The organism is Pseudomonas entomophila (assembly GCF_013523165.1).
GTDB lineage: Bacteria > Pseudomonadota > Gammaproteobacteria > Pseudomonadales > Pseudomonadaceae > Aquipseudomonas > Aquipseudomonas entomophila_A.
Genome location: NZ_JAAMQI010000004.1, coordinates 21,368 through 43,387, shown reverse-complemented (window position 1 = coordinate 43,387; position 22,020 = coordinate 21,368). Strand labels below are relative to the sequence as shown.

Below are 22,020 nucleotides of genomic sequence, written 5' to 3'. Positions count from 1 at the left end.
TTCGAGCCTGAGCGGCTCAAGGTCGAGGCAGGTTGCTGCTCACGACGCCTAAACGCCTGCCAGGCTTCACTTATTCGCCAATCGCGCTCTTGTAACCCGCCGCATCCAGCAGCTTGTCCAGCTCGGCGGTATCGTTGGGCTTGAGCTTGAAGATCCAGGCGCCGTACGGTTCCTCGTTGAGCTGCTCGGGCGCGTCGGCCAAGGCATCGTTGACCGCGATGACCTCGCCGCCGACCGGCGCGTAGATGTCCGATGCGGCCTTCACCGATTCGACCACGCCTGCCTGATCGCCTGCGGCAAACGTCTTGCCGACTTCGGCCAGCTCGACGAACACCACGTCACCCAAAGCTTCCTGGGCGTGGTCGCTGATGCCGACGGTGACGGTGCCGTCGCTTTCCAGACGTGCCCATTCATGGCTTTCGGCGAAACGCAGTTCGGCGGGAATATTGCTCATGTCTCTACTTCCTCGTTTGAATCAGCGGCGGTCCGCCGGAATAGGTTCAGATCAGGATCTTGCCATGGCGCACGAACGTCGGCTTGACCACGCGCACCGGGTACCACTTGCCGCGGATCTCGACTTCGGCGCGGTCGCGGCTGGCCATCGGCAACCGGGCCAGGGCGATCGACTTGTTCAGCGTAGGCGAGAAACTACCACTGGTGATCTCTCCTTCGCCAACCCCAGCGACGCGGACCACTTGATGCGCGCGCAATACACCGCGTTCTTCGAGCACCAGACCGACCAGCTTGTCCTGCACGCCGTGCTCGATCTCGGCCAGCAACCCGGCGCGGCCGACGAAGTCACGGTCGCTCGGCTCCCAGGCAATGCTCCAGCCCAGGTTGGACGTCAGGGGGGTGTGGGCCTGGTCGATGTCCTGACCATACAGGTTCATGCCGGCTTCCAGGCGAAGCGTGTCACGCGCACCCAGCCCGCTGGGCGCGATGCCGGCGCCGATCATGTCGTTGAACAGCTGGGGGGCCTGTTCGCCGGGCAGGATGATTTCCAGCCCGTCCTCGCCGGTATAACCGGTGCGCGAGATGAACCAGTCGCCATCGGCCTGCCCTTCGAACGGTTGCAGCGCGTGAATCAGCCTGGCCCGTGCCGCGCTGACCAGGCTGACGACCTTGGCCCGTGCCTGTGGCCCTTGCACCGCCAGGATCGCCAGCTCAGGGCGCGCCTCGACGCTCACGTCGAAGCCCGCGCTGTGACGTTGCAGCCAGGCCACGACCTTGTCACGGGTCGCGGCGTTGGTCACCAGGCGGTAACCTCCGTCGGTGCGGTAGACGATCAGGTCATCGACCACCCCGCCGCGCTCATCGAGCATGGGGCTGTAGAGTGCCTTGCCGATGCGGTCCAGGCGCGCGACATCGTTGGCCAGCAGGTAGCGCAGCCAGTCCGTGGCCTGGGAGCCGCTCACGTCGAGGATGGTCATGTGGGAAACGTCGAACACGCCGCAATCGTCGCGGACCTGGTGATGCTCTTCGACCTGCGAACCATAATGAAGCGGCATATCCCACCCGCTGAAATCGACCATCTTGGCGCCAAGCGCCAGATGCCAGTCATGCAGGAGCGTGCGCTGTCCCATGGGTTTCTCCTTCCAAGCAGGGTGAAGGCAGTGGATGACAGAACCTTGTCATCATTCGTTGTAAGACCTGCCGTCACAAATGCCGCGCATTGTAGCGGCATGGTCGCAGGCTGACACCCTCAGCGAGCCGTGCCATGCCCTCGAGCCGATCGGCGTATCAGGCCGATGACCGGCAGCAGACCGACCAGGACCAACGTCAGGGCCGGTAATGAAGCACGTGCCCACTCCCCTTCGCTGGTCATCTCGAAGACCCGCACCGCCAGGGTGTCCCAGCCGAACGGTCGCATCAGCAGGGTAGCCGGCATTTCCTTGAGCACGTCGACGAAGACCAGCAAGGCCGCGCTGAACGCACCGGGCAGCAGCAACGGAAGATAAACCTTGAAAAACAGACGGGGGCCCGCGACGCCCAGGCTGCGGGCGGCCTGGGGCAATGAGGGCCGGATGCGTGCCAGGCTGCTCTCGAGCGGCGCATGGGCCACAGCAATGAAGCGGATCAGGTAAGCCAGCAACAGGGCCGAGAGGCTGCCCAGCAGGACCGGCTGGGCAGCGCCACCCAGCCAGCGAGAGAGCGGAATCATCAGCTGATTGTCCAGGTAGCTGAAAGCCAGCATGATCGCCACGGCCAGGACCGACCCCGGCAAGGCATAGCCCAAAGTGGCCAGGCCGACGCCCGCCCGGATGCCACGTGTCGGTGCCTGGCGCCTGGCGAAGGCCAGCAGCACTGCCACGGACACGGTGATCAACGCTGCCAGGGCGCCCAGGTAGAGGGTATGCAGGACCAGGCCCAGGTAGCGCTCGTCGAGGTCGTGCCGGCCTCGGGCGTACAACCAGGCCAGCAGTTGCAGCATCGGGATGACGAACGCGCAGGCGAACACCAGCAGGCACCAGGCGCTGGCCATGAAGGCCTTGAGGCCCCGCAGGCGGTACAGGGCCTGACCCCGAGGGCGCTCCTGAGCGGCATGCACCGGCCCCCGTGCTCGCCGCTCGCCATAGAGCAGCAAGGCGACCAGCAATAGCAGCAGGCTGGCCAGCTGCGTCGCACTGGAGAGGCTGAAAAAGCCATACCAGGTCTTGTAGATGGCCGTGGTGAAGGTGTCGAAATTGAACACGGCCACGGCGCCGAAATCGGCCAGCGTTTCCATCAGCGCCAAGGCGATCCCGGCGGCGATCGCCGGCCGCGCCATGGGCAGCGCCACGCGCCAGAACGCCTGCCAGGGCGACAGCCCCAGCACCCTCGCCGCTTCCATCAGCCCCTTGCCCTGTGCCAGGAAGGCGCTGCGCGCCAGCAGGTACACATAGGGGTAGAACACCAGCACCAGTACGGTGATGACGCCGCCCGTCGAGCGTACCCGTGGCAGGCGCAGGGGCCCGAATACCTCGCGCAGCGCACTCTGTATGGGGCCGGCGAAGTCCAGCAGGCCGACGAAGACGAAGGCCAGCACGTAGGCCGGGATGGCGAACGGCAGCATCAACGCCCAGTCCAGCCAGCGCCGTCCGGGGAACTCACACAGGCTGGTGAGCCAGGCGAGGCTCACGCCCAGCAGCGTGACACCGGTACCGACGCCCAGCACCAAGACCAGCGTATTGCCCAGCAGGCGGGCCATCTGCGTTTCGAGCAGGTGCGACCAGATGTCCAGGTCGAGGGTCTGCCAGGACAACAGCAGAACGCTCAGCGGCAGCAGCACCAGGCTGGCGGTGAGCGCGACGGGCAGGTACCAGCGGCGATGAGGTGAAGATGGCAAGGGTGAACCTCAGTGATGGAAAGGCAGCGTGGCGCAGAGCGGGTGCTGTCCTGGCAGCGGTGGGCATACGCCCCTCATTGCGGCAATCGCGGGCAAGCCCGCTCCCACAAGCTGCTTGCGCAGCCATGGCTACACCGACGGCTGCAGAGGTCTGGGTGGGAGCTGGCTTGCCCGCGATAGCGTCCGGTCAGGCGCCGCCTGCATCGCAGGTAGGCCCACACATCAGCCCATAGGATCGGGCATGTACCGAGTAGAAAACAGGCAGTTGCTCCCACACTCGTAGCAGCACGCGCGTCGCGGCAGACGGGCATGACTCAGCGCCAGCCCGCCCGGTCCATCAGCCTGATCGCCTCGGCCTGGCGCTTGCCGGCCACCTCGACCGGGATGTCGTCGGCCTTGAACGCCCCCCAGGCGGCCACTTCGGCCGATGGCTCGACCTTGGGGTTGGCCGGGAACTCCTGGTTGATGTCGGCGAACAGCTTCTGCGCCTGGGCACCCGTCATCCACTCGACCAGCCGGGTGGCTGCCTCCGGGTGCGGTGCATGCCGGGTCAGGCCGATGCCCGACAGGTTCACGTGCACGCCACGGTCGTTCTGGTTGGGCCAGAACAGCTTGATCGGCAGGTCCGGCTGCTGCTTGTGCAGGCGCCCGTAGTAATAGGTGTTGACCACGCCCACGTCGCATTGCCCGGCCGCGATGGCCTGCAGGACGGCGGTGTCGTCGGAGAACACGTCGGTGGACAGGTTGTTCACCCAGCCTTTGACGATCTGCTCGGCCTGCTGCTCGCCATGGTTCTCGATCAGCGTGGCGGTCAGCGACTGGTTGTAGACTTTCTTGGCGGTCCGTAGGCACAACCGCCCTTCCCAGGCCTTGTCGGCCAAGGCTTCGTACGTGCTCAATGACGCCGGATCGACACGCTCGGTGGAATAGGCGATGGTCCGCGCCCGAAGGCTCAGGCCCGTCCAGGCATGGGAGGCCGCCCGGTACTGGGCAGGAATGTTCTGCTCGATCACCGGCGATTCGATGGGTTGCAGGATGCCCATCCGTTCGGCTTGCCAGAGGTTGCCGGCATCGACGGTCAGCAACAGGTCGGCCACGCCGTTCTGGCCCTCGGCCTTGATGCGCTGCATCAAGGGCGCTTCCTTGTCGGTGATGAAGGTGATCGGCACGCCGGTCTCGGCGGTATAGGCGTCGAACACCGGCTTGATCAGCTCGTCGATGCGCGAGGAATACACCACGATTTCATCGGCGGCCTGGACATGGCCGCCCCAGAGCGTCACGGCCAGAGCGGCCAGGAGGGACTTGCGCGACAGCATGGCGATTCCTCATCGATTCACAGAGGCGCAAATCGTAGTCAATCCCATTTGCCACACAAAGCGTCCTGTCTCGGCAAGCCGTTACGGGATGTTGCGATACCGCCGCTAGGGGCGTGCCAGTTCAGGCAGGTCCCCGCTCAGGCCCAAAGCCTGGCGCACGAACAGGGCCTTGGCTTCGGGGCGCTGATCCACCCACTTCAGCCCGGTGTTGCGCAACCAGCGCAACGGCAGCGGGTCTGCCTGGAACAACCGCTCGAACCCTTCCATTGCGGCCATCAGCGCCAGGTTGTGCGGCATGCGTCGACGCTCGTAACGGCTGAGCACACGCTCGTCCGCCAGGCGCTCGCCGCGGGCCTGCGCGCGCTGCAGTTCCTCGGCCAGCACGGCCGCATCCAGCAGCCCCAGGTTGACGCCCTGGCCTGCCAGCGGGTGGATGGTGTGCGCGGCATCCCCAATCAGGACCAGGCCGTTGTCCACGTAACGCTTGGCGTGACGTTGACGCAGCGGCACGCAGAGCCGGGCCTCGGTCTGCAGCACCTGGCCCAGGCGCCCCTCGAAGGCCTGCTCCAAGGCGTGGCAGAAACCGGCATCGTCCAGGGCCATGGCCGCTCGGGCCTGCTCGGGCGTGGTCGACCAGACGATCGAGCACCAGCCCTCGCTCGCCTCGCGCGACAGGGGCAGAAATGCCAACGGGCCGTCGTCGGTGAAGCGTTGCCAGGCCGTGGCCTGGTGCGGCTGACTGCACCGGACGCTGGTCACGATGGCGTCGTGCAGGTAATCCCACTCGCGCGTCTCGCACCCGGCCAGCAGCCTTACGGCCGAGCGTGCGCCGTCAGCGGCCACCACCAGCGGCGTGCGCACCTGGCGTCCGCCCGCCAGCGTCAGCAGCCAGTCGTCACCCGAGTGACGCAACTGCTCCAGGCGCGCGCCCGGTAACAGGCCGACGTCACTGTCCAGCAGGCGCTCGAGCAAGGCATCCTGCACCACGCGGTTCTCGACGATATGGCCGAGCACCTCGGCATGCACGCTGGCGGCGGAGAAATGAATCTGCCCGGTGCCGCTGCCGTCCCACACCTGCATGTCGGTGTAAGGGCAGCTGCGTCGACGCTCGATGCCCTCCCAGGCGCCCAGGCGCTGGAGGATGCGCTGGCTGGCCACCGACAACGCACTGACGCGCGGCTCGAAGGGCCCCGACGCGTCATACGCCGTGACCGACAAGGGCCCGCCGTCGATCAACAGCACCTCGAGCCCACTGCGATGCAAGGCCAGGGCCAGCGCACTGCCGACCATGCCCGCCCCGACGATTACCAGATCCGCGCGCGTTTCCATGCCTTATGCCTGCCTTGCTCGCGGCTTGAGCCGCACGTAGAGGGTTTTGTCGACGCGGGCGACCAGCTCGCCCGATGCGTCACGAATGTCGACCTGCAACCGCGGCAGGTATTTCTTGCCGCCTGCGGTCTGCTGGCGGATATCGTCGAGCAGGGCGTCGTCGACGTGGAATTCGGCGAAGACCGGCCCCTTGCCCGGGGCGATGAAGTCGATGCTGGCCGCCTTGTCCCAGACGATGTAGTCACGCCCGAGCTGTTCGATCAGCAGCAGCATGTAGAACGGATCGACCATCGAATAGAGGCTGCCACCGAACTGGGTGCCGACATAGTTGCGGTTCCAGAACGTCAGCTTCATCCGCACCTTGGCGCTGCGCAGGTCGGCCCCGAGGGACTGCACATGGATGCCTGCGCCCAAGTACGGTGGGTAGAGGTTGATCAACCAGCGCATCAGGCGCGCACGCCAGACCCGCTGGCGCGGTTCGGTCATCGACCGCCTCGCGGGTCGGGACGCGTGCCCAGCCCCATCGCCTGACGCGCGAACCAGCGCTTGGCCGGTGGCAGCAGGTCGAGCGCCAGCAGCCCCAGGTTGCGACCGGTGGCGAGCAGTGGTCGATCGGTCCCGAACAGGCGCGTGACCTGGTCCGAGAAGCCGATGGTCAACGCCTGGTCCTGGGTCTGGCGCTGGCGGTAGCCCTGCAAGGTCGACAGATCCCCAGGGACCGCAGGCCCGGCCAGCAGTGCATCGGCCAGCGACTGCACATCGCGCAAAGACAGGTTGAACCCTTGTCCGGCGATCGGGTGCAGGCTGTGCGCTGCGTTGCCCAGCACGACCAGGTGCGGGCGGACCTGCTCATCCGACTCGATCAGGGCCAGCGGATAGACATGGCGCGCACCGACCTGTTGCAGCTTGCCCAGGCGGTAGCCGAAGACGCCCTGCAGCTCGTCCAGGAACGCGCGATCGTCGACCGCCAGCAGGCGCGCCGTGTCATTGCCGGCACGGGTCCAGATCAGGGCGCAGCGGTTGTCGGGCAGGGGCAGCAAGGCCATCGGACCTTGCTCGGTGAAGCGCTCGAAGGCCTGCCCGCCATGGGCTTCGCCTGGGGTGATGTTGGCGATCAAGGCGCTCTGGTCGTAAGGCCGCTGGTGCACATGGATGCCCAGCTGCTCGCGCAGGGTCGAGCGGCCACCGTCGGCCAGCACGGTCAGGTCGCAGTCGAGGTGCGTGTCGTCGTTCAGTTGCAGGCGATAGCCGCCCTCGATCGCGCTCATCCGGGTGACCTCGGCCGGACAGCGCCAGCTGACCACCTCGGGGTCCAGGGCCTTCCACAACGACTGCCCGAGCCAAGCGTTCTCGACCACGTAGCCCAGGGCCGGGACGCCCTCTTCGAGCGCGTCGAGCCGGGTAGCGCCGAAGCGGCCACGGTCGGAGACCTGGATCTGCCGGATCGGCTCGGCGCGGTGGCTGATGGTCTGCCACAGGCCGAGCCGCTCGTAGATCTGCCGGGTGCCGAACGACAGGGCCGAGGAGCGCGCGTCATAGCTGGGCTGGTAGCTGTCGCCCGGGGCAAAGGGCTCGATCAAGACGATCGACCAGCCTCGGGCCTTGGCGCCGGCCTGCAAGGCCACGGCCAGGCTGGCCCCGACCAGCCCCCCACCGATGATCGCCAGGCTGAACCGGCTCATGCGGCCACTCCCCGCGCGGCGCCCATCAGGGCCTCGATCTCGGCCACCGTCTTGGGCACACTCGTGGTCAGGATCTCGCAGCCTTGCTTGGTCACCACTACGTCATCCTCGATGCGGATGCCGATACCGCGCCACTTCTTGGCCACGGCCTGGTTGTCCGGGGCGATGTAGATCCCCGGCTCGACCGTGAGCGCCATGCCGGGCTCGAGTACCCGCCACTGGCCGCCGATCTTGTAGTCGCCCACATCGTGCACGTCCATGCCCAGCCAATGGCCGGCGCGGTGCATGTAGAAGGCGCGATGCGCCTCGTTATCGATCAGCGTCTGCACCTCGCCCTTGAGGATGCCGAGGCGCACCAGCCCTTCGGTGATCACGCGCACGGTGGCTTCGTGTGCCTCGTTCCAGTGCCGGCCGGGCGCGACCTGTTGGAAGGCGGCGGCCTGTGCCTCGAGCACCAGCTCGTAGATCGCCTTCTGCTCTGGGGAAAAGCGCCCGCTGACCGGGAAGGTGCGGGTGATGTCACTGGCGTAGGAGTCGAGTTCGCACCCGGCATCGATCAGCACCAGGTCACCGTCCTTGAGCACGGCGTCGTTCTGCTGGTAATGCAGAATGCAGGCGTTGCGCCCGGCCGCGACGATCGATCCGTAGGCCGGCATCTTCGCCCCGCCCTTGCGAAATTCGTAGTCCAGTTCGGCTTCGAGGCTGTATTCATGCAACCCGGCGCGGCAGGCCTGCATGGCGCGGACGTGTGCACGGGCCGACACGGCGGCCGCCTCGCGCATCACCTTCACTTCGGCTGCCGACTTGTACAGCCGCATGTCGTGCAGCAGGTGATCCAGGGCGACGAACTCGTTCGGCGGCTGGGCGCCCAGCCGGGCCTTGGAGCGGATCACGTTGATCCAGTCCATCAGCCGCCGGTCGAACTCGGGGTTGCTGCCCATCGCGCTGTAGACGCGTTCGCGGCCTTCGATCAAGCCTGGCAGGATTTCGTCGATGTCGGCGATCGGAAACGCGTCATCCGCGCCGTGATCACGCACGGCGCCTTCCTGGCCGGCACGCAGGCCGTCCCATTGCTCACGCTCGGGGTTGCGTTCGCGGCAGAACAGCACGTATTCGCCGTGTTCCCGGCCCGGAATCAGTGCGATCACCGCCTCGGGCTCGGGAAAGCCGCTGAGGTACTGGAAGTCGCTGTCCTGCCGGTAGACGTGCTCGACGTCGCGGTTGCGGATGGCGACGGCCGCCGCCGGCAGGATGGCGATGCTGTTAGGGACCATCTGCGCCATCAGCGCCTTGCGACGACGGACATACTCGGCCTTCGGAATTCGGCTCATGGCTGGAACGCCCCCTCGGGTTTCAGTGCAACGACGGCTTGGCGGCAGGCTCGGCAGCCTCGGCGGGCTTGGCGAATTCCGAGAACAGCAGCAGCGGCGCCACACGCAGGTACTCCATGACTTCCATGTAGTCGCTCTCGCCGTCCTCGGACTCTTCCAGCGCATCCTGGACCTGGGAAATGGCCACCAGGTCCTGAAGAACCTCGCGGGCCTCTTCGCTGAGCTCCTTGCCCCCGGCGTTGAGCCCGAAGCCGGCTGCGAACCCTTGGCACCACTGGCCCAGGGCCATGGCGCGCTCGCTCAGCGGCGCGTCATCGCCCGGTAGCAGGAGCACGATGGCGATGTCGTCGCCGGTCAGTTCGGCCTTGACCATTTCCTGCAGGCCGACCAGCGCGTTGCGCACGGTGTCCTGAGGCTCGACCTCGAGTAGGGCGGCGGCATCGGCCAGCCAAGCCTCGGCGTCGAAGCCGGCCCCGGCGCAACTGCGACCGAGCAGCAGGCCGTGCAGTTCGGCGGGGGAAACGGGATGCCCATTGCTGCTGAGCAGGGCGGCGAAGGCGGTGTACGGCGATTGGGTATTGGGCATGGGCAACTAGGCGCCAGGCGGCGCAATGACTAGAATGAAGGTCTCGTATCCTAGCACCGGCACGCGCAGCACACTATCGGCACTGGCCGGGAGCGCGCGATCCGGGGCATCATCGCCGGGGACGTGACGACGGAGCGAAGCGAGTGCCATCCATGCAAGAGAACGAGCTGCAAGCGCTGATGAGCCGATTCGAGCTGCTGATCGAGCGTGTGGAGCAACTAAAACGGCGTAATGCACTCCTAGTAGCGCAGGAACGATCCTGGCGCGAAGAGCGCGCCCATCTCATCGAAAAGAACGAGACCGCCCGGCGCAAGGTCGAATCGATGATCGTGCGTCTCAGGGCCCTGGAGCAAGACTCATGAGTTCAAGCAACAACGTCACCGTGCAGATCCTCGACAAGGACTATTCCATCATCTGTCCTCCCGAGGAGCGCAACAACCTGGTCAGCGCCGCCCGCTACCTGGACGCCAAGATGCGCGAGATCCGCAGCAGCGGCAAGGTGATCGGTGCCGACCGCATCGCGGTGATGGCTGCGCTGAACATTACCCACGACCTGCTGCACAAGCAGGACCGTCCGGACATCGCCGCCACGGGCACTTCGCGTGAGCAGGTCCGTGACCTGCTGGAGCGGGTCGATCAGGCGCTGACCGACGACCCGGATGCAAAAAACGTTTGAATCTGCGTATACTGGCCACACTCCCTGGTGGATGCGCCAGTCGGTTATGTCCCTGAGCCGATACGCACAACCACGGGGGTTGCACGTGGTGCTGGTGTGCATGTCCGCTCGACGGAAAGCCTTAAAGCGTCCGGCAACCTCCACCTTGAACTTTCGGGTTCAAGGGCTACACCGACAGCGGTTTTACCGGGGAGCCTGAATACGCCGATGCCCGCCCTCAGTGGCGGGCATCTTGTCATCTGGCGCAGGCTGCGCCAGCACTGCCCTCCCGAGACGCCCGTGCCATGACCGACACCGCGCCGCTCACCCGCCCCCAGCTTCGCCGCCTGCTACGCACTGCACGCCGCGCGCTGACACCCGCCGAACAGCGCCAGGCCTCGACCGGGCTGTACCGCCAGCTGGCCCAGCACCCGCTGTTCAGACGCGCTCGACACATCGCCCTGTACCTGCCCAATGATGGCGAGATCGACCCGCGCCCGCTTTTGCGCGAGGCCCATCGCCGTGGCAAGCAGGTCTACCTGCCGGTGCTGCATGCCTGGCCGCGTACGCGCATGGTGTTCCAGCGCTTCGAACGGGGCGAGCCGTTGCGCCGCAACCGGTTTCGCATTCCAGAGCCCGTGGTCAACCGCAGGCGCCAGCGCCCGATCTGGGCACTCGACCTGATCCTGCTGCCGTTGGTGGGCTTCGATGAACACGGCGGACGCCTGGGGATGGGGGGTGGTTTCTACGATCGCAGCCTGGCCTATCAGCAACGTCGCACGACGTGGAAGAAGCCCAGGCTGCTGGGGCTGGCCCATGAGTGCCAGAAGGTCGAGCGGCTGGCTCAGGCCAGCTGGGATGTACCACTGGAGGGCACGGTCTCGGACCGCGAATGGTACCTGGCGCCGGCATGACCGGCGCGTGGGGAGCGACTCAACGCACGGACTGATCTTGAACGACGGATGCCTGATAGGAGGCGTCTACCTTGCGCTCCAGAAAGCTTTGCGCATAGCCCGTGGTGACCACACCCAGACCAAAGATCAGCACCAGGATCCACAGCGGATCCGTCTTGCGTCGGTTCATCGATTGCCCCCCTCGGGCAAACTGATTCGCCCCACGACCACAATGGCCGCAGGTGCGTAGCCCTGAAAACCGGCGCATTCTCCGCCAACCCGAGTCGACAATCAAATGCTGGCGCCAACCGACTGTCGGTTAGGTGCAACGATTTATTTCAAATAATGTCAGGACCGCGCAATGACTTACTGGTTGATGAAATCGGAGCCCGATGAGCTTTCCATCCAGGCTTTGGCCCGCCTGGACGACGCGCGCTGGGATGGCGTGCGCAACTACCAGGCACGCAACTTCCTGCGCGCGATGGCCGTGGGCGATGAGTGCTTCTTCTACCATGCCAGCTGCCCGCAGCCAGGTATCGCTGGCATTGCCAAGGTGACCACGCTGGCGTACCCCGACCCGGCCGCCCTGCTGCCTGACAGCCCTTACTTCGACCCCAAGGCCAGCGCGGAAAAGAACCCCTGGAGCGCCGTGGACGTCTGCCATGTGCGCACCTTCGCGCACGTGCTGCCCTTGGGGTTGCTGAAACAGCAGGCCGCGTTGGCGGCATTGCCGCTGGTGCAGAAAGGCAGCCGTCTGTCGGTGATGCCCGTCACCGCCGAACAGTGGCAGGCGATCCTGGCGCTCGCGACCTGATCACTGCACGATCAGGTTGTTGAACAGCACGTCCTCGACGATCGGCTTGCCCTCTTCGGTCTCCAGCACTTGCTGGACCTGCTTGAGCGCTTCCTGGCGAAGCTTTTCCTTCGCGTCGACCGAACTCATGTCATCCACGCCCTGCTGAGCGAACAGGCCGACCAGCTGGTTGCGAATCAATGGCTCGTGGTGCTTGACCGCCGCCGCAGCCGCATCCCCGGTCACGCGCAGGGCCACGTCGGCCTTGTAGACACGCAGGCGCGGGCCACCGTCGAGTGCATAGTTGCCCACCAGCGGTGGCGTCAGGGTGATGTAGGCGACCTTGGGTGCGCCTTCTTTCTCTTCCTCGGCCGCCAAGGCCATACCTGGCAGCAACAGGGCCAGTACCAACAAGATCCGCGCGTTCACGTTCGCTCCTCATGCAAATGACGTCAGCATACCCGAGACACGCTGACCTGCCCTGTTATCGGCGGCAACCGGCAAAGCAGGAGGTCGACGGCCGGTCAGGCCTGCAGCAAGCCGTGGCAGCGGCGAAAACGCGCTTCGAGACCGCGGTCGGGCATCTGGTGCACGCGCAAGGCATCGAGCGTCTGCTCCACGTACTCGCGGGTCGTGCCGTAGTGGCCTTTGGCGGTGGCCAGGATCTGGCTCAGCAATGTGTCGGGCAGGTTTCCAGCGTAGCAGGGCAAGTGCCGCTCCAGCACGAACCCCAGCGCCTGGATACGCGTGCCATCCGCCAGCCGGCAGTTCAGCCAGTGCGGGCGATAGGCCGGGTAAGGCATCTCGCGCTGCCACAGAGCCAGCAAGGCGGCCTCCAGATCGGCCTCGTCCAACCGGTAGGCGACGCCACTGCACGAGCCGCCGCGGTCCAGGCCGAAGACCAGACCCGGTTGCTCGGGCGTACCCCGGTGCGCATGGGACCAGAGGTACAGCCCACGGTGATAGCCGTGCACCCGTGCGCGCTGGCGTTCGAGGGACTTGCACTCCGGTCGCCAGATGAGCGAGCCATAGGCAAAGAGCCAGACCGGGCCGCCACGGTGCAAGGCCATGGTGCTCTTCATCGAGGCCGCGAGCTGTTCAGGGGTATGTTGCAGACCGAAATCGAGCGAGGGGGGATACGTCGGTTGCCAGTTGGAGGCGTGAGTCGATGACATCGGGGCGCTCGTCCTTTCTCCGGGACCGTGGAAGGGTCGTAATCTACCTGAAGGGGTCGTCGTGGTTCCAAGTTATAACCAAAAAATCCGACGGCAGGTAGAAAAGGTGTCCGACTGGATAAGCTAATTGCTTATATCGATAGCGCCAAAATATCAGAGGCTATGGGTGCACGTAGGCTAGTCCAATGTTTATTTTCTAAAGGCTAGAGACTTCGGCACTTCCATCGGGTTAACTTCAAGACGCTCATGCCATTGCCTCTAGAGGAACTTCCCACGAAATTTTAAGTAGGCGCCCAATAGCAGTACGTTAGTTGGCTCCCCATTTTTCGTGCACATCCCTGCGGGAATGCTGCTCATCGCCCCCCGCCAGGCGCTGAGCGTGCGCAACGAAGAATCTTCCATGACGACCGGTGCTGCCTATCATCATTCTATACGGCAACACTTTCGAGCCGATTCTGGTGTAGTTGACGCTGATCAGCCTCAGCGCCTCCTTGAGGCTAGTGCTCTCCTTACTCTACTGTCTGTACATCCTCAAAACTCTTTCGCACGTTCCTTCGACAGAGCACTGCAAGTCACAACCGCCTGGCGTGGTGAAAAACCGTTCGTCTGCCAATGGAAGGACGCGCCGCTGTACCCTTCTACGCGCGTAGGTTGCAGTAACGCAGGTATCGGCATTGCGCCATCCTTGGTGATTCGAGACACAGCCACCCTCTCGACGGGTCTCCCGGATCTCTTCATCTGAATAGACGGCAATACCGCCAACACGCCAGACGCTTCGAAGGCGCACCTTGTACAGGCCTACATATCGAACACCGCCCTCGGCGGAAGGCACGGCGCCCTCTGCCGGTACGCCCTGCCGCCTGCTCAACGTTCAGCAGGCCCCACCGTGGGCGCCGGACAAGGTCTATGGCCCGGCTGAACACTGACGGCTGCGTTCAACCCCGCGGTGCGTATGCAAACACGTCCGCCCGCATGCGGTGCGCATCCATCCCGGCTTCGACCAGTGCATCGAGGGTGGCGTAGACCATGTTGGGCGAGCCGCTGGCGTAGACGTGGACCTGGTTGAGGTCGGCGATGTCTTCGCATACGGCTTCATGCAACATGCCGCAGCGCCCTTCCCAGCCACACAGGTCACTGACGACTTTGTGCAGGTGCAGGTTGGGCAGGCTTTCCCATTCGGCCCAGTGCTCGAGGGTATAGAAATCGTCCGGGCGGCGTACGCCCCAGTACAGGTGCACGGGGTGTTCGAACCCCCTGGCGCGGCAGTGCTCGATCAGGCTGTGCATCTGGGCCATGCCGGTACCGGCGGCGATCAGCACCAGCGGCCCGTCAGGCAGTTCGGCCAGGTGAGTGTCGCCGAAAGGCATCTCGATGCGTGCCATCCGGTCGCGCTGCAACTGGGCGATCAGTTGGCGCGTGCTGTCTTCGCGCGCCAGCACGTGAAGCTCCAGCTCACGCCCGCAGTGCGGTGCCGAGGCCAGCGAGAAGGCAGCCTTGCTCGCGCCCTCGCGCTCGATCATCAGGTACTGGCCCGCGTGGTAGCGCGGTGGCTTGCCGGCCGGGGCGAGCAGGCGAACACGCCAGACGTCGCCGCCGATGTCGCGACACTCGCTCAAGGTACAGGCCAGCGTGCGTACCGGCAGCTCGCCCAGCGCCAGCACGCCGTCCCACAGCAGTATGCAGTCCTCCAGGGGCTCGGCGATGCAGGTGTATAGCTCGCCATGATCACGCACCTCGCCCTCCTGTCGGACGCGGCCTTCGACCAACAAGGCCGCGCAGACGTGACAATTACCATTGCGGCAGCTCTGCGGGCAGTCATAGCCCAGGCGCCGCGCGGCCTCCAGAATCCGTTCTCCCGGTTCCACCGCCAGCACTGCGCCGGACGGCTGCAAGGTTACCTGCATTCAATCGATTCCCAACTGATCCCACAGCTCGTCGATACGGCGAGTGACGGCGTCATCCTTGACGATGACCCTGCCCCACTCGCGCGTGGTTTCGCCTGGCCACTTGTGGGTCGCGTCCAGGCCCATCTTCGACCCCAGGCCCGATACCGGCGACGCGAAGTCGAGGTAATCGATGGGCGTGTTGTCGATCAGCACGGTATCACGCTTGGGATCCATGCGGGTGGTGACGGCCCAGATCACGTCGTTCCAGTCGCGGGCGTTGATGTCGTCGTCGGTCACGATGACGAACTTGGTGTACATGAACTGACGCAGGAACGACCAGACCCCCAGCATGACCCGCTTGGCATGGCCAGGGTACTGCTTCTTGATGGTCACCACCGCCATGCGGTACGAGCAACCTTCGGGCGGCAGGTAGAAATCGACGATTTCCGGGAACTGCTTCTGCAGGATCGGCACGAACACTTCGTTCAGGGCCACACCGAGAATCGCCGGCTCGTCAGGCGGCCGGCCGGTATAGGTGCTGTGGTAGATCGGGCGAATGCGGTGGGTGATGCGCTCGACCGTGAACACCGGGAAGCGGTCCACTTCGTTGTAGTAGCCGGTGTGGTCGCCGTACGGCCCCTCGTCGGCCATTTCGCCAGGATGGATCACCCCTTCGAGCACGATTTCCGCACTGGCCGGCACCTGCAGGGTGTTGCCGCGGCACTTCACCAGCTCGGTGCGATGGCCACGCAGCAGGCCTGCGAAGGCGTACTCCGACAGGCTGTCGGGCACCGGCGTTACCGCACCCAGAATGGTCGCCGGGTCGGCGCCCAGGGCCACGGCCACCGGGAAGGGCTCGCCGGGATGCTTTTCGCACCACTCGCGGTAGTCCAGCGCACCGCCCCGGTGACTCAACCAGCGCATGATGACCTTGTTGCGGGCAATTACCTGCTGCCGATAGATACCCAGGTTCTGCCGCTCCTTGTTGGGGCCGCGGGTCACGGTCAGGCCCCAGGTGATCAGCGGCGCGACATCGCCTGGCCAGCAGTGCTGGACGGGCAGCGTGCTCAGGTCGACGTCGTCGCCTTCGACCACGATCTCCTGGCACGGCGCGTCCTTGAGCACCTTGGGCGCCATGGAAATGATCTTCTTGAAGATCGGCAACTTGGACCAGGCGTCCTTGAGGCCCTTGGGCGGCTCGGGCTCCTTGAGGAAGGCCAGCAGCTTGCCGATTTCCCGCAGCTCGCTCACCGAGTCGGCGCCCATGCCCAGGGCTACGCGCCCAGGCGTGCCGAACAGGTTGCCGAGCACCGGCATGTCGAAACCGACAGGGTTCTCGAACAGCAGCGCCGGGCCCTGCTTGCGCAAGGTCCGGTCGCAGATTTCGGTCATTTCCAGTACCGGCGATACCGGCACCGCAATGCGCTTCAGCTCGCCGCGCTGCTCTAGCTGTCGCACGAAGTCCCGCAGATCCTTGAATTCCATCGCCCAGGTCACACTACAAAAGAGGCGCCTAGCTTACCTGCTATCCCTTGTCTGTGCGCAACCCCTCGGCACACGCGACCAGGCGCTGCACCACGGTACGCGGCTGATGTGCCCGGGTGGCCAGCCCGAGCACGGCCCGTGGGTGCTCCAGTGCCAGGGTGCGGAAGGCCAGCCCGGGCCGCTGCATGCGCTGCATGGACGCCGGGACGATCGCCACGCCCAGACCGGCGGACACCAGGTTGACCGCCGAGGACACCTGCGGGGCCTGCTGGTGGATCAGGGGGTTGAACCCCTGGGCACGGCATGCGGCCACGATGTCGGCGCTCAATCCATACCCTGACTGGCGGGCATAGAGCACGAAGCGTTCATGACGAAGCGCTTCCAGGCATACGCGCTCGCGCCGAGCGAGGGCATGGCTGCTGGGCAACACGACCATGAGCGGCTCCTCGCTGAGGACCTGAAAGGCCAGCTCGCCCGTGGTGGCGAACGGGGGGCGCACGATCGCGGCATCCAGCTCCCCCTGGCTCAGCCGCCTGATCAGCGCTTCGCTGTCATCCTCGAGCAGCGTGAGGCCGACATCGGGATAGGTCTGCTGATAGCGGCTGATCAGTCGAGTGACGGCCTCGTTGAACGAGGCCGACTCGGTGAACCCCAGGACCAGCGTACCCAGCTCGCCATTGGCGGCCCTCACCGCCTCTTTTTTCGCCTGCTCGACGCGCGCCAGAATATCCAGCGCCGACGTGAGGAAGACGGCCCCGGCATCGCTCAGTACCACGCCGCGCCCCTGGCGCAAGAACAAGGGCGTACCGACCTCCTGCTCGAGGGCACGTATCTGCTGCCCTAGCGGCGGCTGGGCGATGTGCAGCGCCTGCGCGGCCTTGGTGAAGCTCTGGGCCTGGGCCGTGGCGACGAAGTAACGCAGATGGCGTAGCTCCATGGAACGTTTAACATCCTGGTTGGGGATTTTTTAAATATTAGACATCCTCGACAAGGGCCGCCAAGCTTTTCGCTCCTTCCCATGACCCGAGGCAGAGGACGCCATGACCGTTACCGCACAACTGCGCACACACCTCGCCAGCGGCACCAGCCTGATCGCCCCAGGTGCCTACGATGGCCTGTCCTCGCGCCTGGTCGAGCTGGCCGGATTCCAGGCCGTCTATGCCAGCGGCGGTGCCATCGCGCGCTCCACGGCGTTGCCGGACATCGGCTTGTTGAGCTTCAGCGAAGTGCTCGAGCGCATCGAGAAGATCGTCGACGCCACCGCGTTGCCCGTGATCGCGGACGCCGATACCGGTTTCGGGGGTGGGCCCAATGTCGAGCGAACCGTGCGGGCGTTCGAACGTATCGGCGTGGCCGCCTTGCACCTGGAGGATCAAGTCTTTCCCAAGCGCTGCGGGCACCTCGACGACAAGACCCTGATCGCCGCGTCCGAGATGTGCACCAAGATCCGGATTGCACGTCACGCCCTGCAGGACCCGGACTTCGTCCTGATCGCCCGCACCGATGCGATTGCCGTCGAAGGTTTCGACGCTGCACTGGACCGAGCGGAAGCTTACATCGAAGCAGGGGCCGACATGATTTTCGTGGAGGCTCCAGAGACCCTGGCGCAGATCGAAGCGATCGCCCACCGTCTGCCTGGTCCGAAACTGATGAACATGTTCCATGGCGGCAAGACCCCGATGGTACCGGTCGAGACGTTGGCAGCGCTGGGTTATCAGCTGGTGATCATCCCGTCGGACCTGCAGCGCGCGGCGATTCATGCCATGCAGCATACCTTGGCGCAGATCATGCGCAGCGGCGACAGCGCCGCGATGGCCGACCAGCTCACCAGCTTCGCGGAGCGCGAGGCGATCGTGCGCACTCAGCGCTACCTGGCCCTGGAAAAAGGTTGAAACGGCACCGTCACGTTCGGATCCAATGTCTATCGCAGTGCAGTGACTATGGCTACTATCCGGCATCGCTCCTTGGTAGGGTTTGAGATGACACACGCTAACGTGGGAAACGAGGTGGTCGACGCCATCGAACAGGCCGCCCACGCCAAGGGCTATACCCTCGATACCTACCAGGTGGCCGCCGCCCAGCGCCTGGGCGTGCTGACCCAGAAGCTGCTCAACCCTACGCTGCTGATGCGGCTTGGGCATCGGATGCCACGTGGCCTTTACCTATGGGGCCCGGTCGGCCGCGGCAAGAGCTTCGTGCTGGACACGTTCTTTGCGGCCGTGCCTTTGCCGCAAAAGCGCCGCATTCATTTCCATGCGTTCTTTCGCGAGTTTCACCAGCGAATGTTCGAGCACGCGGCCACCCCGAACGCCATCGAAACGGCGCTGGACAGCCTGCTCGGCGATTGTCGCCTGCTGTGCTTCGACGAGTTCCACCTGCATGACATCGGCGATGCCATGCTGGTCAGTCGCCTGTTCAAGGCGTTGCTCAACCGCCGTTGCGTGATGGTCGTGACCTCCAACTATCCGCCCCAGGGCTTGCTACCGAACCCGCTGTACCACGAGCGTTTCCTGCCGACCATCCACCTGATCGAACAGCACATGGACGTCCAGTCCGTGGCAGGCGACCTGGATTATCGTGCCTCCAGCGACGCCTCGGCAGATGCCTTCAACCAGGGCGCCTTCGTGTCTCCCGGAACCGCACGACAAAGGCAACACCTCGGTTTGCCGGCCGAGCTGCCGACGTCGACGTCATTGACCGTCAATCACCGTGTGCTCAAGGGCCTGGAGCTGGACAAAGACACGGTGTACTTCCGGTTCGCGGACCTGTGCGAAGCAGATTCGGCGACCATCGACTACCTGGCCCTGGCCGATCGGTACGCGCGCTGGGTGCTCGATGCCGTGCCCAGGTTGTCGGTGGCCAGTGCCGCCGGTCAGCAACGCTTCCTGAACGTCATCGACGTGCTGTACGACAGACGCGCCACGCTGTTTCTGATCAGTGAGTGGTCTTTCGATCAGATGATGGATGCCTGCGAGGCCGGTGATCTGGCACGTACACGCAGCCGCGTGAGCCAATTGCGCGATACACATTCCGTCTTGCCGGAGGCTGCGAGCAGGCCGGCAACGGTGTGCGACTAAAGATGGATCCAATCGGTGTTGCGCCTGACCAGAGGCTGATTTAGGATCCAAAACGAGTTACCCACATAACAAGAAGGGATTCGTGTGATGATCGATGGGCTGACCATTGGATGGGCTCCCTACGCCCTGATGTTTGCCACCCTGCTGTGTGCCTACGTGATCTTCGGCATCGCCGGGTTCGGGACTGCCCTGGTGGCCAGCCCTGTGCTGGCGCTGTTTCTGCCGGTGGCCAAGATCGTTCCGCTCCTGGCGCTGATGGACCTGTTCGCCGCGATGGTCAACGTGAGCCGCGATGGCCGCAAGGCCGACTGGAGCGAACTGCGCCGCCTGGTCCCGATGATGATCCTCGGCAGCCTGATCGGGGCGGCCATTCTCCTGGCCACGCGTCCCGAGTACCTGCTTCCGGCCCTGGGCGTCTTCGTCATCGGTTACGCGCTGTATTCGCTGAGCGGGCTCAAGCCTCAGCGCCACTTCAGCGCAGCGGCGGCCTACCCGTTCGGCTCGGTCGGGGGTGTCTTCAGCGCCTTGTTCGGCAGCGGTGGCTTCATCTACGCGATCTACCTCAGCGGCCGAATCCCCTCCAAGGAGGCCATGCGCATCACCCAGACCACGCTCATCGGGCTGAGTACGCTGACCCGCGTGGTGCTGTTCGCGCTGGCCGGGGTGTACCTCGACATCAGCCTGCTGTGGCTGGCGCTCTTTCTCGCCCCCGGCATGTTGATCGGCGTCACCGTCGGACGCCGCATCACGCTGAACATGTCGCGAGAACAATTCCTCAAGGTGATCAACATCGTGGTGCTCGTCTCCGGCATCGCCCTGATCGCACGTTATTACGTTTGACCTGCCGGCCTCCTCGTGAGGCCGCATCGGACCACCGCTTTCCCCACAACAACAAGGAAGTTCTGATGGACGCTGGTGCGCATAACGAAATGATGACAGGGGCCCAGTTCCTGGACAGCCTCGACGATGGACGCGAGGTGCATATCTATGGTGAGCGGGTGAGGAACGTCTGCGAGCACCCGGCCTTCCGCAACAGCGCCTACTCGCTGTCGCGCCTGTACGACGCCTTGCATGACCCGGCCACGCAAACGCTGATGACCGACGTCGATCCGGACGGCTATCGAACGCACCGCTACTTCATGCCGTCGCGTTCGTCCGCTGACCTGCTCAAGGCCCGTGACGCCATTGCCCACTGGTCGCGCCTGTCCTATGGGTTCATGGGCCGTACACCGGACTACAAGGCCGGCTTTACCGCCACCCTACGCTCCGATCCGCACCTGTATGCGCCGTTTCACGACAACGCCCTGGCGTGGTACCGGAAAAGCGCTCGCCAAGTGATGTTCCTCAACCACGTGCTGGTCAACCCACCCATTGGGCGGGCTCGCAGCGTGGCGGAAATGCGCGACATCTACCTGCACGTGGAAAAAGAGACGGACGCTGGCATCATCGTGCGCGGTGTGAAGATGGTGGCCACCAGCGCTGCCTTGTCCAATGCCACCTTCGTGGCGCAGAACAGCGCCACGCAGTACCGGGCAGGCGCCGAAGAAGACTTCGCCTTGTGCTTCATCCTGCCGATGAACGCGCCCAACCTGAAGATCATGTGTCGCCGCTCCTATGAAGCCGCTGCCCTGAGCCCGTTCGACAACCCGTTGTCCAGCCGCTTCGACGAGAACGACTCAGTCCTGATCTTCGATGGCGTGCTGGTGCCGTGGGAAAACGTCCTGATCTACCGAGACGTCGAGCGAGCGCGCAGCTTCTATGCCGCCTCGGGGTTCCTGAACCGCTATCCGTTGCAGTCCGGGACTCGCCTGGCCGTCAAGATGGACTTCATCTGCGGCCTGCTGGCCAAGGTCCTGGCCTCCAACGGTTCGTCGGAGTTCCGTGGTGTGCGTACGCGCCTGGCAGACATCGTGGCCTTGCGCAACATGCTCTGGACGCTGACCGAGAACCTGTGCCAGTCGCCCGAGGTCCGTCAGGACGGCTCGGTCGTTCCACGGCTTGAGGCCGCAGCCACCGTGCGCTACTTCGGCACCCAGATGATGAGCCAGCTCAAACCAGTCTTCAACACGATCCTTGGCGGCTCGCCGATCATGCAGGTGTCCAGCTGGCTGGACATGGCCGACCCCCAGACCCGCCCGCTGATCGATGACTACTACCAGGGCACGAACCAGACGGCCTCCGAGCGCATGAAGCTGATCAAGCTGCTCTGGGACGCGCTGGGCAGTGAGTTCGCCGGTCGTCATGAACTCTACGAGAACAATTACGCCGGCAACAACGAACAGGTTCGCCTGGACATGCTGCGCCACTGCGAGACTGCCGGCGTGATGGACCAATGCACCTCCCTGGTCGACCAGTGCCTCGGTGACTACGACGAGACCGGCTGGGCATCCCCTGGCTGGCGGTTCGAGCCACGATACCCCGAAATCCGCTGACCTCTGAGCGTTGAAAAAACGATGCCCCTGGGCATCGACGGCCTTTCTTTGCCTG

23 protein-coding genes and 1 other RNA gene are annotated in these 22,020 nt (G+C 64.8%); 9 read left to right on the top strand and 15 right to left on the bottom strand.

The genetic code is table 11. The annotated features are described in order from the left end of the window. Positions 1–70: 70 nt before the first annotated feature. The 9 genes from gcvH to G7Z99_RS04175 all read right to left on the bottom strand — a co-directional run bounded on the left by gcvH (position 71) and on the right by G7Z99_RS04175 (position 9,569). Positions 71–454 (bottom strand): glycine cleavage system protein GcvH, encoded by a 384-nt coding sequence (gene gcvH, locus G7Z99_RS04215; RefSeq protein WP_060395379.1) that lies wholly within the window; start codon positions 452–454, stop codon positions 71–73. Between the two features lie 46 nt (positions 455–500). Next, a complete protein-coding gene (gcvT, locus tag G7Z99_RS04210) occupies positions 501–1,583 on the bottom strand; it encodes a glycine cleavage system aminomethyltransferase GcvT (protein ID WP_181092336.1) in 1,083 nt (360 codons plus the stop codon). Between the two features lie 119 nt (positions 1,584–1,702). Continuing rightward, the gene (locus G7Z99_RS04205; RefSeq protein WP_181092335.1) at positions 1,703–3,325 is read right to left on the bottom strand and encodes an ABC transporter permease; all 1,623 of its coding nucleotides are present in this window, start codon (positions 3,323–3,325) and stop codon (positions 1,703–1,705) included. Positions 3,326–3,639: 314 nt separating this feature from the next. After that, positions 3,640–4,641 (bottom strand): extracellular solute-binding protein, encoded by a 1,002-nt coding sequence (locus G7Z99_RS04200; protein WP_181092334.1) that lies wholly within the window; start codon positions 4,639–4,641, stop codon positions 3,640–3,642. Positions 4,642–4,746: 105 nt separating this feature from the next. Beyond that, positions 4,747–5,970 carry a 2-octaprenyl-3-methyl-6-methoxy-1,4-benzoquinol hydroxylase gene (locus G7Z99_RS04195; protein WP_181092333.1) on the bottom strand — a complete coding sequence of 408 codons (1,224 nt, stop codon included), beginning with the start codon at positions 5,968–5,970 and terminating at the stop codon, positions 4,747–4,749. Between the two features lie 3 nt (positions 5,971–5,973). After that, positions 5,974–6,456, bottom strand: coding sequence for a DUF4442 domain-containing protein (locus G7Z99_RS04190; protein WP_181092332.1), 483 nt, complete (start codon positions 6,454–6,456; stop codon positions 5,974–5,976). Beyond that, the gene (gene ubiH, locus G7Z99_RS04185) at positions 6,453–7,652 is read right to left on the bottom strand and encodes a 2-octaprenyl-6-methoxyphenyl hydroxylase (RefSeq protein ID WP_181092331.1); all 1,200 of its coding nucleotides are present in this window, start codon (positions 7,650–7,652) and stop codon (positions 6,453–6,455) included. Before ubiH ends, G7Z99_RS04190 begins: the two co-directional genes overlap by 4 nt. Next, positions 7,649–8,983: a Xaa-Pro aminopeptidase gene (gene pepP / locus G7Z99_RS04180; RefSeq protein ID WP_181092330.1), complete on the bottom strand. Its 1,335-nt coding sequence runs from the start codon at positions 8,981–8,983 to the stop codon at positions 7,649–7,651. Before pepP ends, ubiH begins: the two co-directional genes overlap by 4 nt. 22 nt (positions 8,984–9,005) lie before the next feature. Further along, entirely contained in the window at positions 9,006–9,569 is a 564-nt protein-coding gene (locus tag G7Z99_RS04175) for a YecA/YgfB family protein (RefSeq protein ID WP_181092329.1), read from the bottom strand. Positions 9,570–9,721: 152 nt separating this feature from the next. Between G7Z99_RS04175 and G7Z99_RS04170 the strand changes: the two genes are divergently transcribed. The 4 genes from G7Z99_RS04170 to G7Z99_RS04155 all read left to right on the top strand — a co-directional run bounded on the left by G7Z99_RS04170 (position 9,722) and on the right by G7Z99_RS04155 (position 11,138). Beyond that, a complete protein-coding gene (locus G7Z99_RS04170) occupies positions 9,722–9,931 on the top strand; it encodes a TIGR02449 family protein (RefSeq protein ID WP_181092328.1) in 210 nt (69 codons plus the stop codon). Continuing rightward, positions 9,928–10,245, top strand: a complete 318-nt coding sequence (locus G7Z99_RS04165) for a cell division protein ZapA (protein ID WP_181092327.1) — start codon at positions 9,928–9,930, stop codon at positions 10,243–10,245. The genes G7Z99_RS04170 and G7Z99_RS04165 overlap by 4 nt, the downstream gene beginning before the upstream one ends. Positions 10,246–10,263: 18 nt before the next feature. After that, positions 10,264–10,442, top strand: a non-coding RNA gene (gene ssrS, locus G7Z99_RS04160) — 6S RNA. Between the two features lie 87 nt (positions 10,443–10,529). Then, positions 10,530–11,138 carry a 5-formyltetrahydrofolate cyclo-ligase gene (locus tag G7Z99_RS04155; protein WP_181092326.1) on the top strand — a complete coding sequence of 203 codons (609 nt, stop codon included), beginning with the start codon at positions 10,530–10,532 and terminating at the stop codon, positions 11,136–11,138. A 19-nt stretch (positions 11,139–11,157) separates the two neighbouring features. On the opposite strand, the gene G7Z99_RS04150 is transcribed toward G7Z99_RS04155, so the two are convergent. Next, positions 11,158–11,307 (bottom strand): hypothetical protein, encoded by a 150-nt coding sequence (locus tag G7Z99_RS04150; protein WP_181092325.1) that lies wholly within the window; start codon positions 11,305–11,307, stop codon positions 11,158–11,160. A gap of 171 nt (positions 11,308–11,478) precedes the next feature. On the opposite strand from G7Z99_RS04150, the gene G7Z99_RS04145 reads away from it, so the two are divergent. Beyond that, complete coding sequence (locus tag G7Z99_RS04145; RefSeq protein ID WP_181092324.1) at positions 11,479–11,931, top strand: EVE domain-containing protein; 453 nt, start codon at positions 11,479–11,481, stop codon at positions 11,929–11,931. On the opposite strand, the gene G7Z99_RS04140 is transcribed toward G7Z99_RS04145, so the two are convergent. From G7Z99_RS04140 to G7Z99_RS04120, 5 genes are all read right to left on the bottom strand, one after another. Then, positions 11,932–12,339 carry a flagellar basal body-associated protein FliL gene (locus G7Z99_RS04140; protein ID WP_181092323.1) on the bottom strand — a complete coding sequence of 136 codons (408 nt, stop codon included), beginning with the start codon at positions 12,337–12,339 and terminating at the stop codon, positions 11,932–11,934. A gap of 95 nt (positions 12,340–12,434) precedes the next feature. Beyond that, on the bottom strand, positions 12,435–13,085 hold the full coding sequence (locus tag G7Z99_RS04135; protein WP_181092322.1) for a gamma-glutamylcyclotransferase: 651 nt from the start codon (positions 13,083–13,085) through the stop codon (positions 12,435–12,437). Between the two features lie 935 nt (positions 13,086–14,020). Then, positions 14,021–14,989 (bottom strand): CDP-6-deoxy-delta-3,4-glucoseen reductase, encoded by a 969-nt coding sequence (locus tag G7Z99_RS04130; protein WP_181092321.1) that lies wholly within the window; start codon positions 14,987–14,989, stop codon positions 14,021–14,023. Then, a complete protein-coding gene (ubiD, locus tag G7Z99_RS04125; RefSeq protein WP_181092320.1) occupies positions 14,990–16,456 on the bottom strand; it encodes a 4-hydroxy-3-polyprenylbenzoate decarboxylase in 1,467 nt (488 codons plus the stop codon). 40 nt (positions 16,457–16,496) lie between these two features. Beyond that, a complete protein-coding gene (locus tag G7Z99_RS04120; RefSeq protein ID WP_181092319.1) occupies positions 16,497–17,393 on the bottom strand; it encodes a LysR family transcriptional regulator in 897 nt (298 codons plus the stop codon). Between the two features lie 103 nt (positions 17,394–17,496). Between G7Z99_RS04120 and G7Z99_RS04115 the strand changes: the two genes are divergently transcribed. The 4 genes from G7Z99_RS04115 (at position 17,497) to G7Z99_RS04100 (ending at position 21,965) form a co-directional block, all read left to right on the top strand. Further along, on the top strand, positions 17,497–18,348 hold the full coding sequence (locus G7Z99_RS04115; RefSeq protein ID WP_181092318.1) for an isocitrate lyase/PEP mutase family protein: 852 nt from the start codon (positions 17,497–17,499) through the stop codon (positions 18,346–18,348). Between the two features lie 87 nt (positions 18,349–18,435). Continuing rightward, positions 18,436–19,533 carry a cell division protein ZapE gene (gene zapE, locus G7Z99_RS04110; protein ID WP_181092317.1) on the top strand — a complete coding sequence of 366 codons (1,098 nt, stop codon included), beginning with the start codon at positions 18,436–18,438 and terminating at the stop codon, positions 19,531–19,533. Between the two features lie 87 nt (positions 19,534–19,620). Further along, entirely contained in the window at positions 19,621–20,373 is a 753-nt protein-coding gene (locus tag G7Z99_RS04105) for a sulfite exporter TauE/SafE family protein (protein ID WP_181092316.1), read from the top strand. Positions 20,374–20,438: 65 nt separating this feature from the next. Then, the gene (locus tag G7Z99_RS04100; RefSeq protein ID WP_181092315.1) at positions 20,439–21,965 is read left to right on the top strand and encodes a 4-hydroxyphenylacetate 3-hydroxylase family protein; all 1,527 of its coding nucleotides are present in this window, start codon (positions 20,439–20,441) and stop codon (positions 21,963–21,965) included. The last annotated feature ends 55 nt before the right edge of the window (positions 21,966–22,020 follow it).

Bases quoted from the DNA above. Each gene is read 5' to 3' on its own strand.
- G7Z99_RS04175 (WP_181092329.1), bottom strand. From the start codon at position 9,569: ATGCCCAATACCCAATCGCCGTACACCGCCTTCGCCGCCCTGCTCAGC.
- G7Z99_RS04155 (WP_181092326.1), top strand. From the start codon at position 10,530: ATGACCGACACCGCGCCGCTCACCCGCCCCCAGCTTCGCCGCCTGCTA.
- G7Z99_RS04190 (WP_181092332.1), bottom strand. From the start codon at position 6,456: ATGACCGAACCGCGCCAGCGGGTCTGGCGTGCGCGCCTGATGCGCTGG.
- ubiD (WP_181092320.1), bottom strand. From the start codon at position 16,456: ATGGAATTCAAGGATCTGCGGGACTTCGTGCGACAGCTAGAGCAGCGC.
- G7Z99_RS04130 (WP_181092321.1), bottom strand. From the start codon at position 14,989: ATGCAGGTAACCTTGCAGCCGTCCGGCGCAGTGCTGGCGGTGGAACCG.
- G7Z99_RS04200 (WP_181092334.1), bottom strand. From the start codon at position 4,641: ATGCTGTCGCGCAAGTCCCTCCTGGCCGCTCTGGCCGTGACGCTCTGG.
- G7Z99_RS04115 (WP_181092318.1), top strand. From the start codon at position 17,497: ATGACCGTTACCGCACAACTGCGCACACACCTCGCCAGCGGCACCAGC.
- G7Z99_RS04135 (WP_181092322.1), bottom strand. From the start codon at position 13,085: ATGTCATCGACTCACGCCTCCAACTGGCAACCGACGTATCCCCCCTCG.
- ubiH (WP_181092331.1), bottom strand. From the start codon at position 7,652: ATGAGCCGGTTCAGCCTGGCGATCATCGGTGGGGGGCTGGTCGGGGCC.
- G7Z99_RS04165 (WP_181092327.1), top strand. From the start codon at position 9,928: ATGAGTTCAAGCAACAACGTCACCGTGCAGATCCTCGACAAGGACTAT.
- G7Z99_RS04100 (WP_181092315.1), top strand. From the start codon at position 20,439: ATGGACGCTGGTGCGCATAACGAAATGATGACAGGGGCCCAGTTCCTG.
- gcvH (WP_060395379.1), bottom strand. From the start codon at position 454: ATGAGCAATATTCCCGCCGAACTGCGTTTCGCCGAAAGCCATGAATGG.
- G7Z99_RS04105 (WP_181092316.1), top strand. From the start codon at position 19,621: ATGATCGATGGGCTGACCATTGGATGGGCTCCCTACGCCCTGATGTTT.
- G7Z99_RS04150 (WP_181092325.1), bottom strand. From the start codon at position 11,307: ATGAACCGACGCAAGACGGATCCGCTGTGGATCCTGGTGCTGATCTTT.
- G7Z99_RS04120 (WP_181092319.1), bottom strand. From the start codon at position 17,393: ATGGAGCTACGCCATCTGCGTTACTTCGTCGCCACGGCCCAGGCCCAG.
- pepP (WP_181092330.1), bottom strand. From the start codon at position 8,983: ATGAGCCGAATTCCGAAGGCCGAGTATGTCCGTCGTCGCAAGGCGCTG.
- zapE (WP_181092317.1), top strand. From the start codon at position 18,436: ATGACACACGCTAACGTGGGAAACGAGGTGGTCGACGCCATCGAACAG.
- gcvT (WP_181092336.1), bottom strand. From the start codon at position 1,583: ATGGGACAGCGCACGCTCCTGCATGACTGGCATCTGGCGCTTGGCGCC.
- G7Z99_RS04145 (WP_181092324.1), top strand. From the start codon at position 11,479: ATGACTTACTGGTTGATGAAATCGGAGCCCGATGAGCTTTCCATCCAG.
- G7Z99_RS04195 (WP_181092333.1), bottom strand. From the start codon at position 5,970: ATGGAAACGCGCGCGGATCTGGTAATCGTCGGGGCGGGCATGGTCGGC.
- G7Z99_RS04170 (WP_181092328.1), top strand. From the start codon at position 9,722: ATGCAAGAGAACGAGCTGCAAGCGCTGATGAGCCGATTCGAGCTGCTG.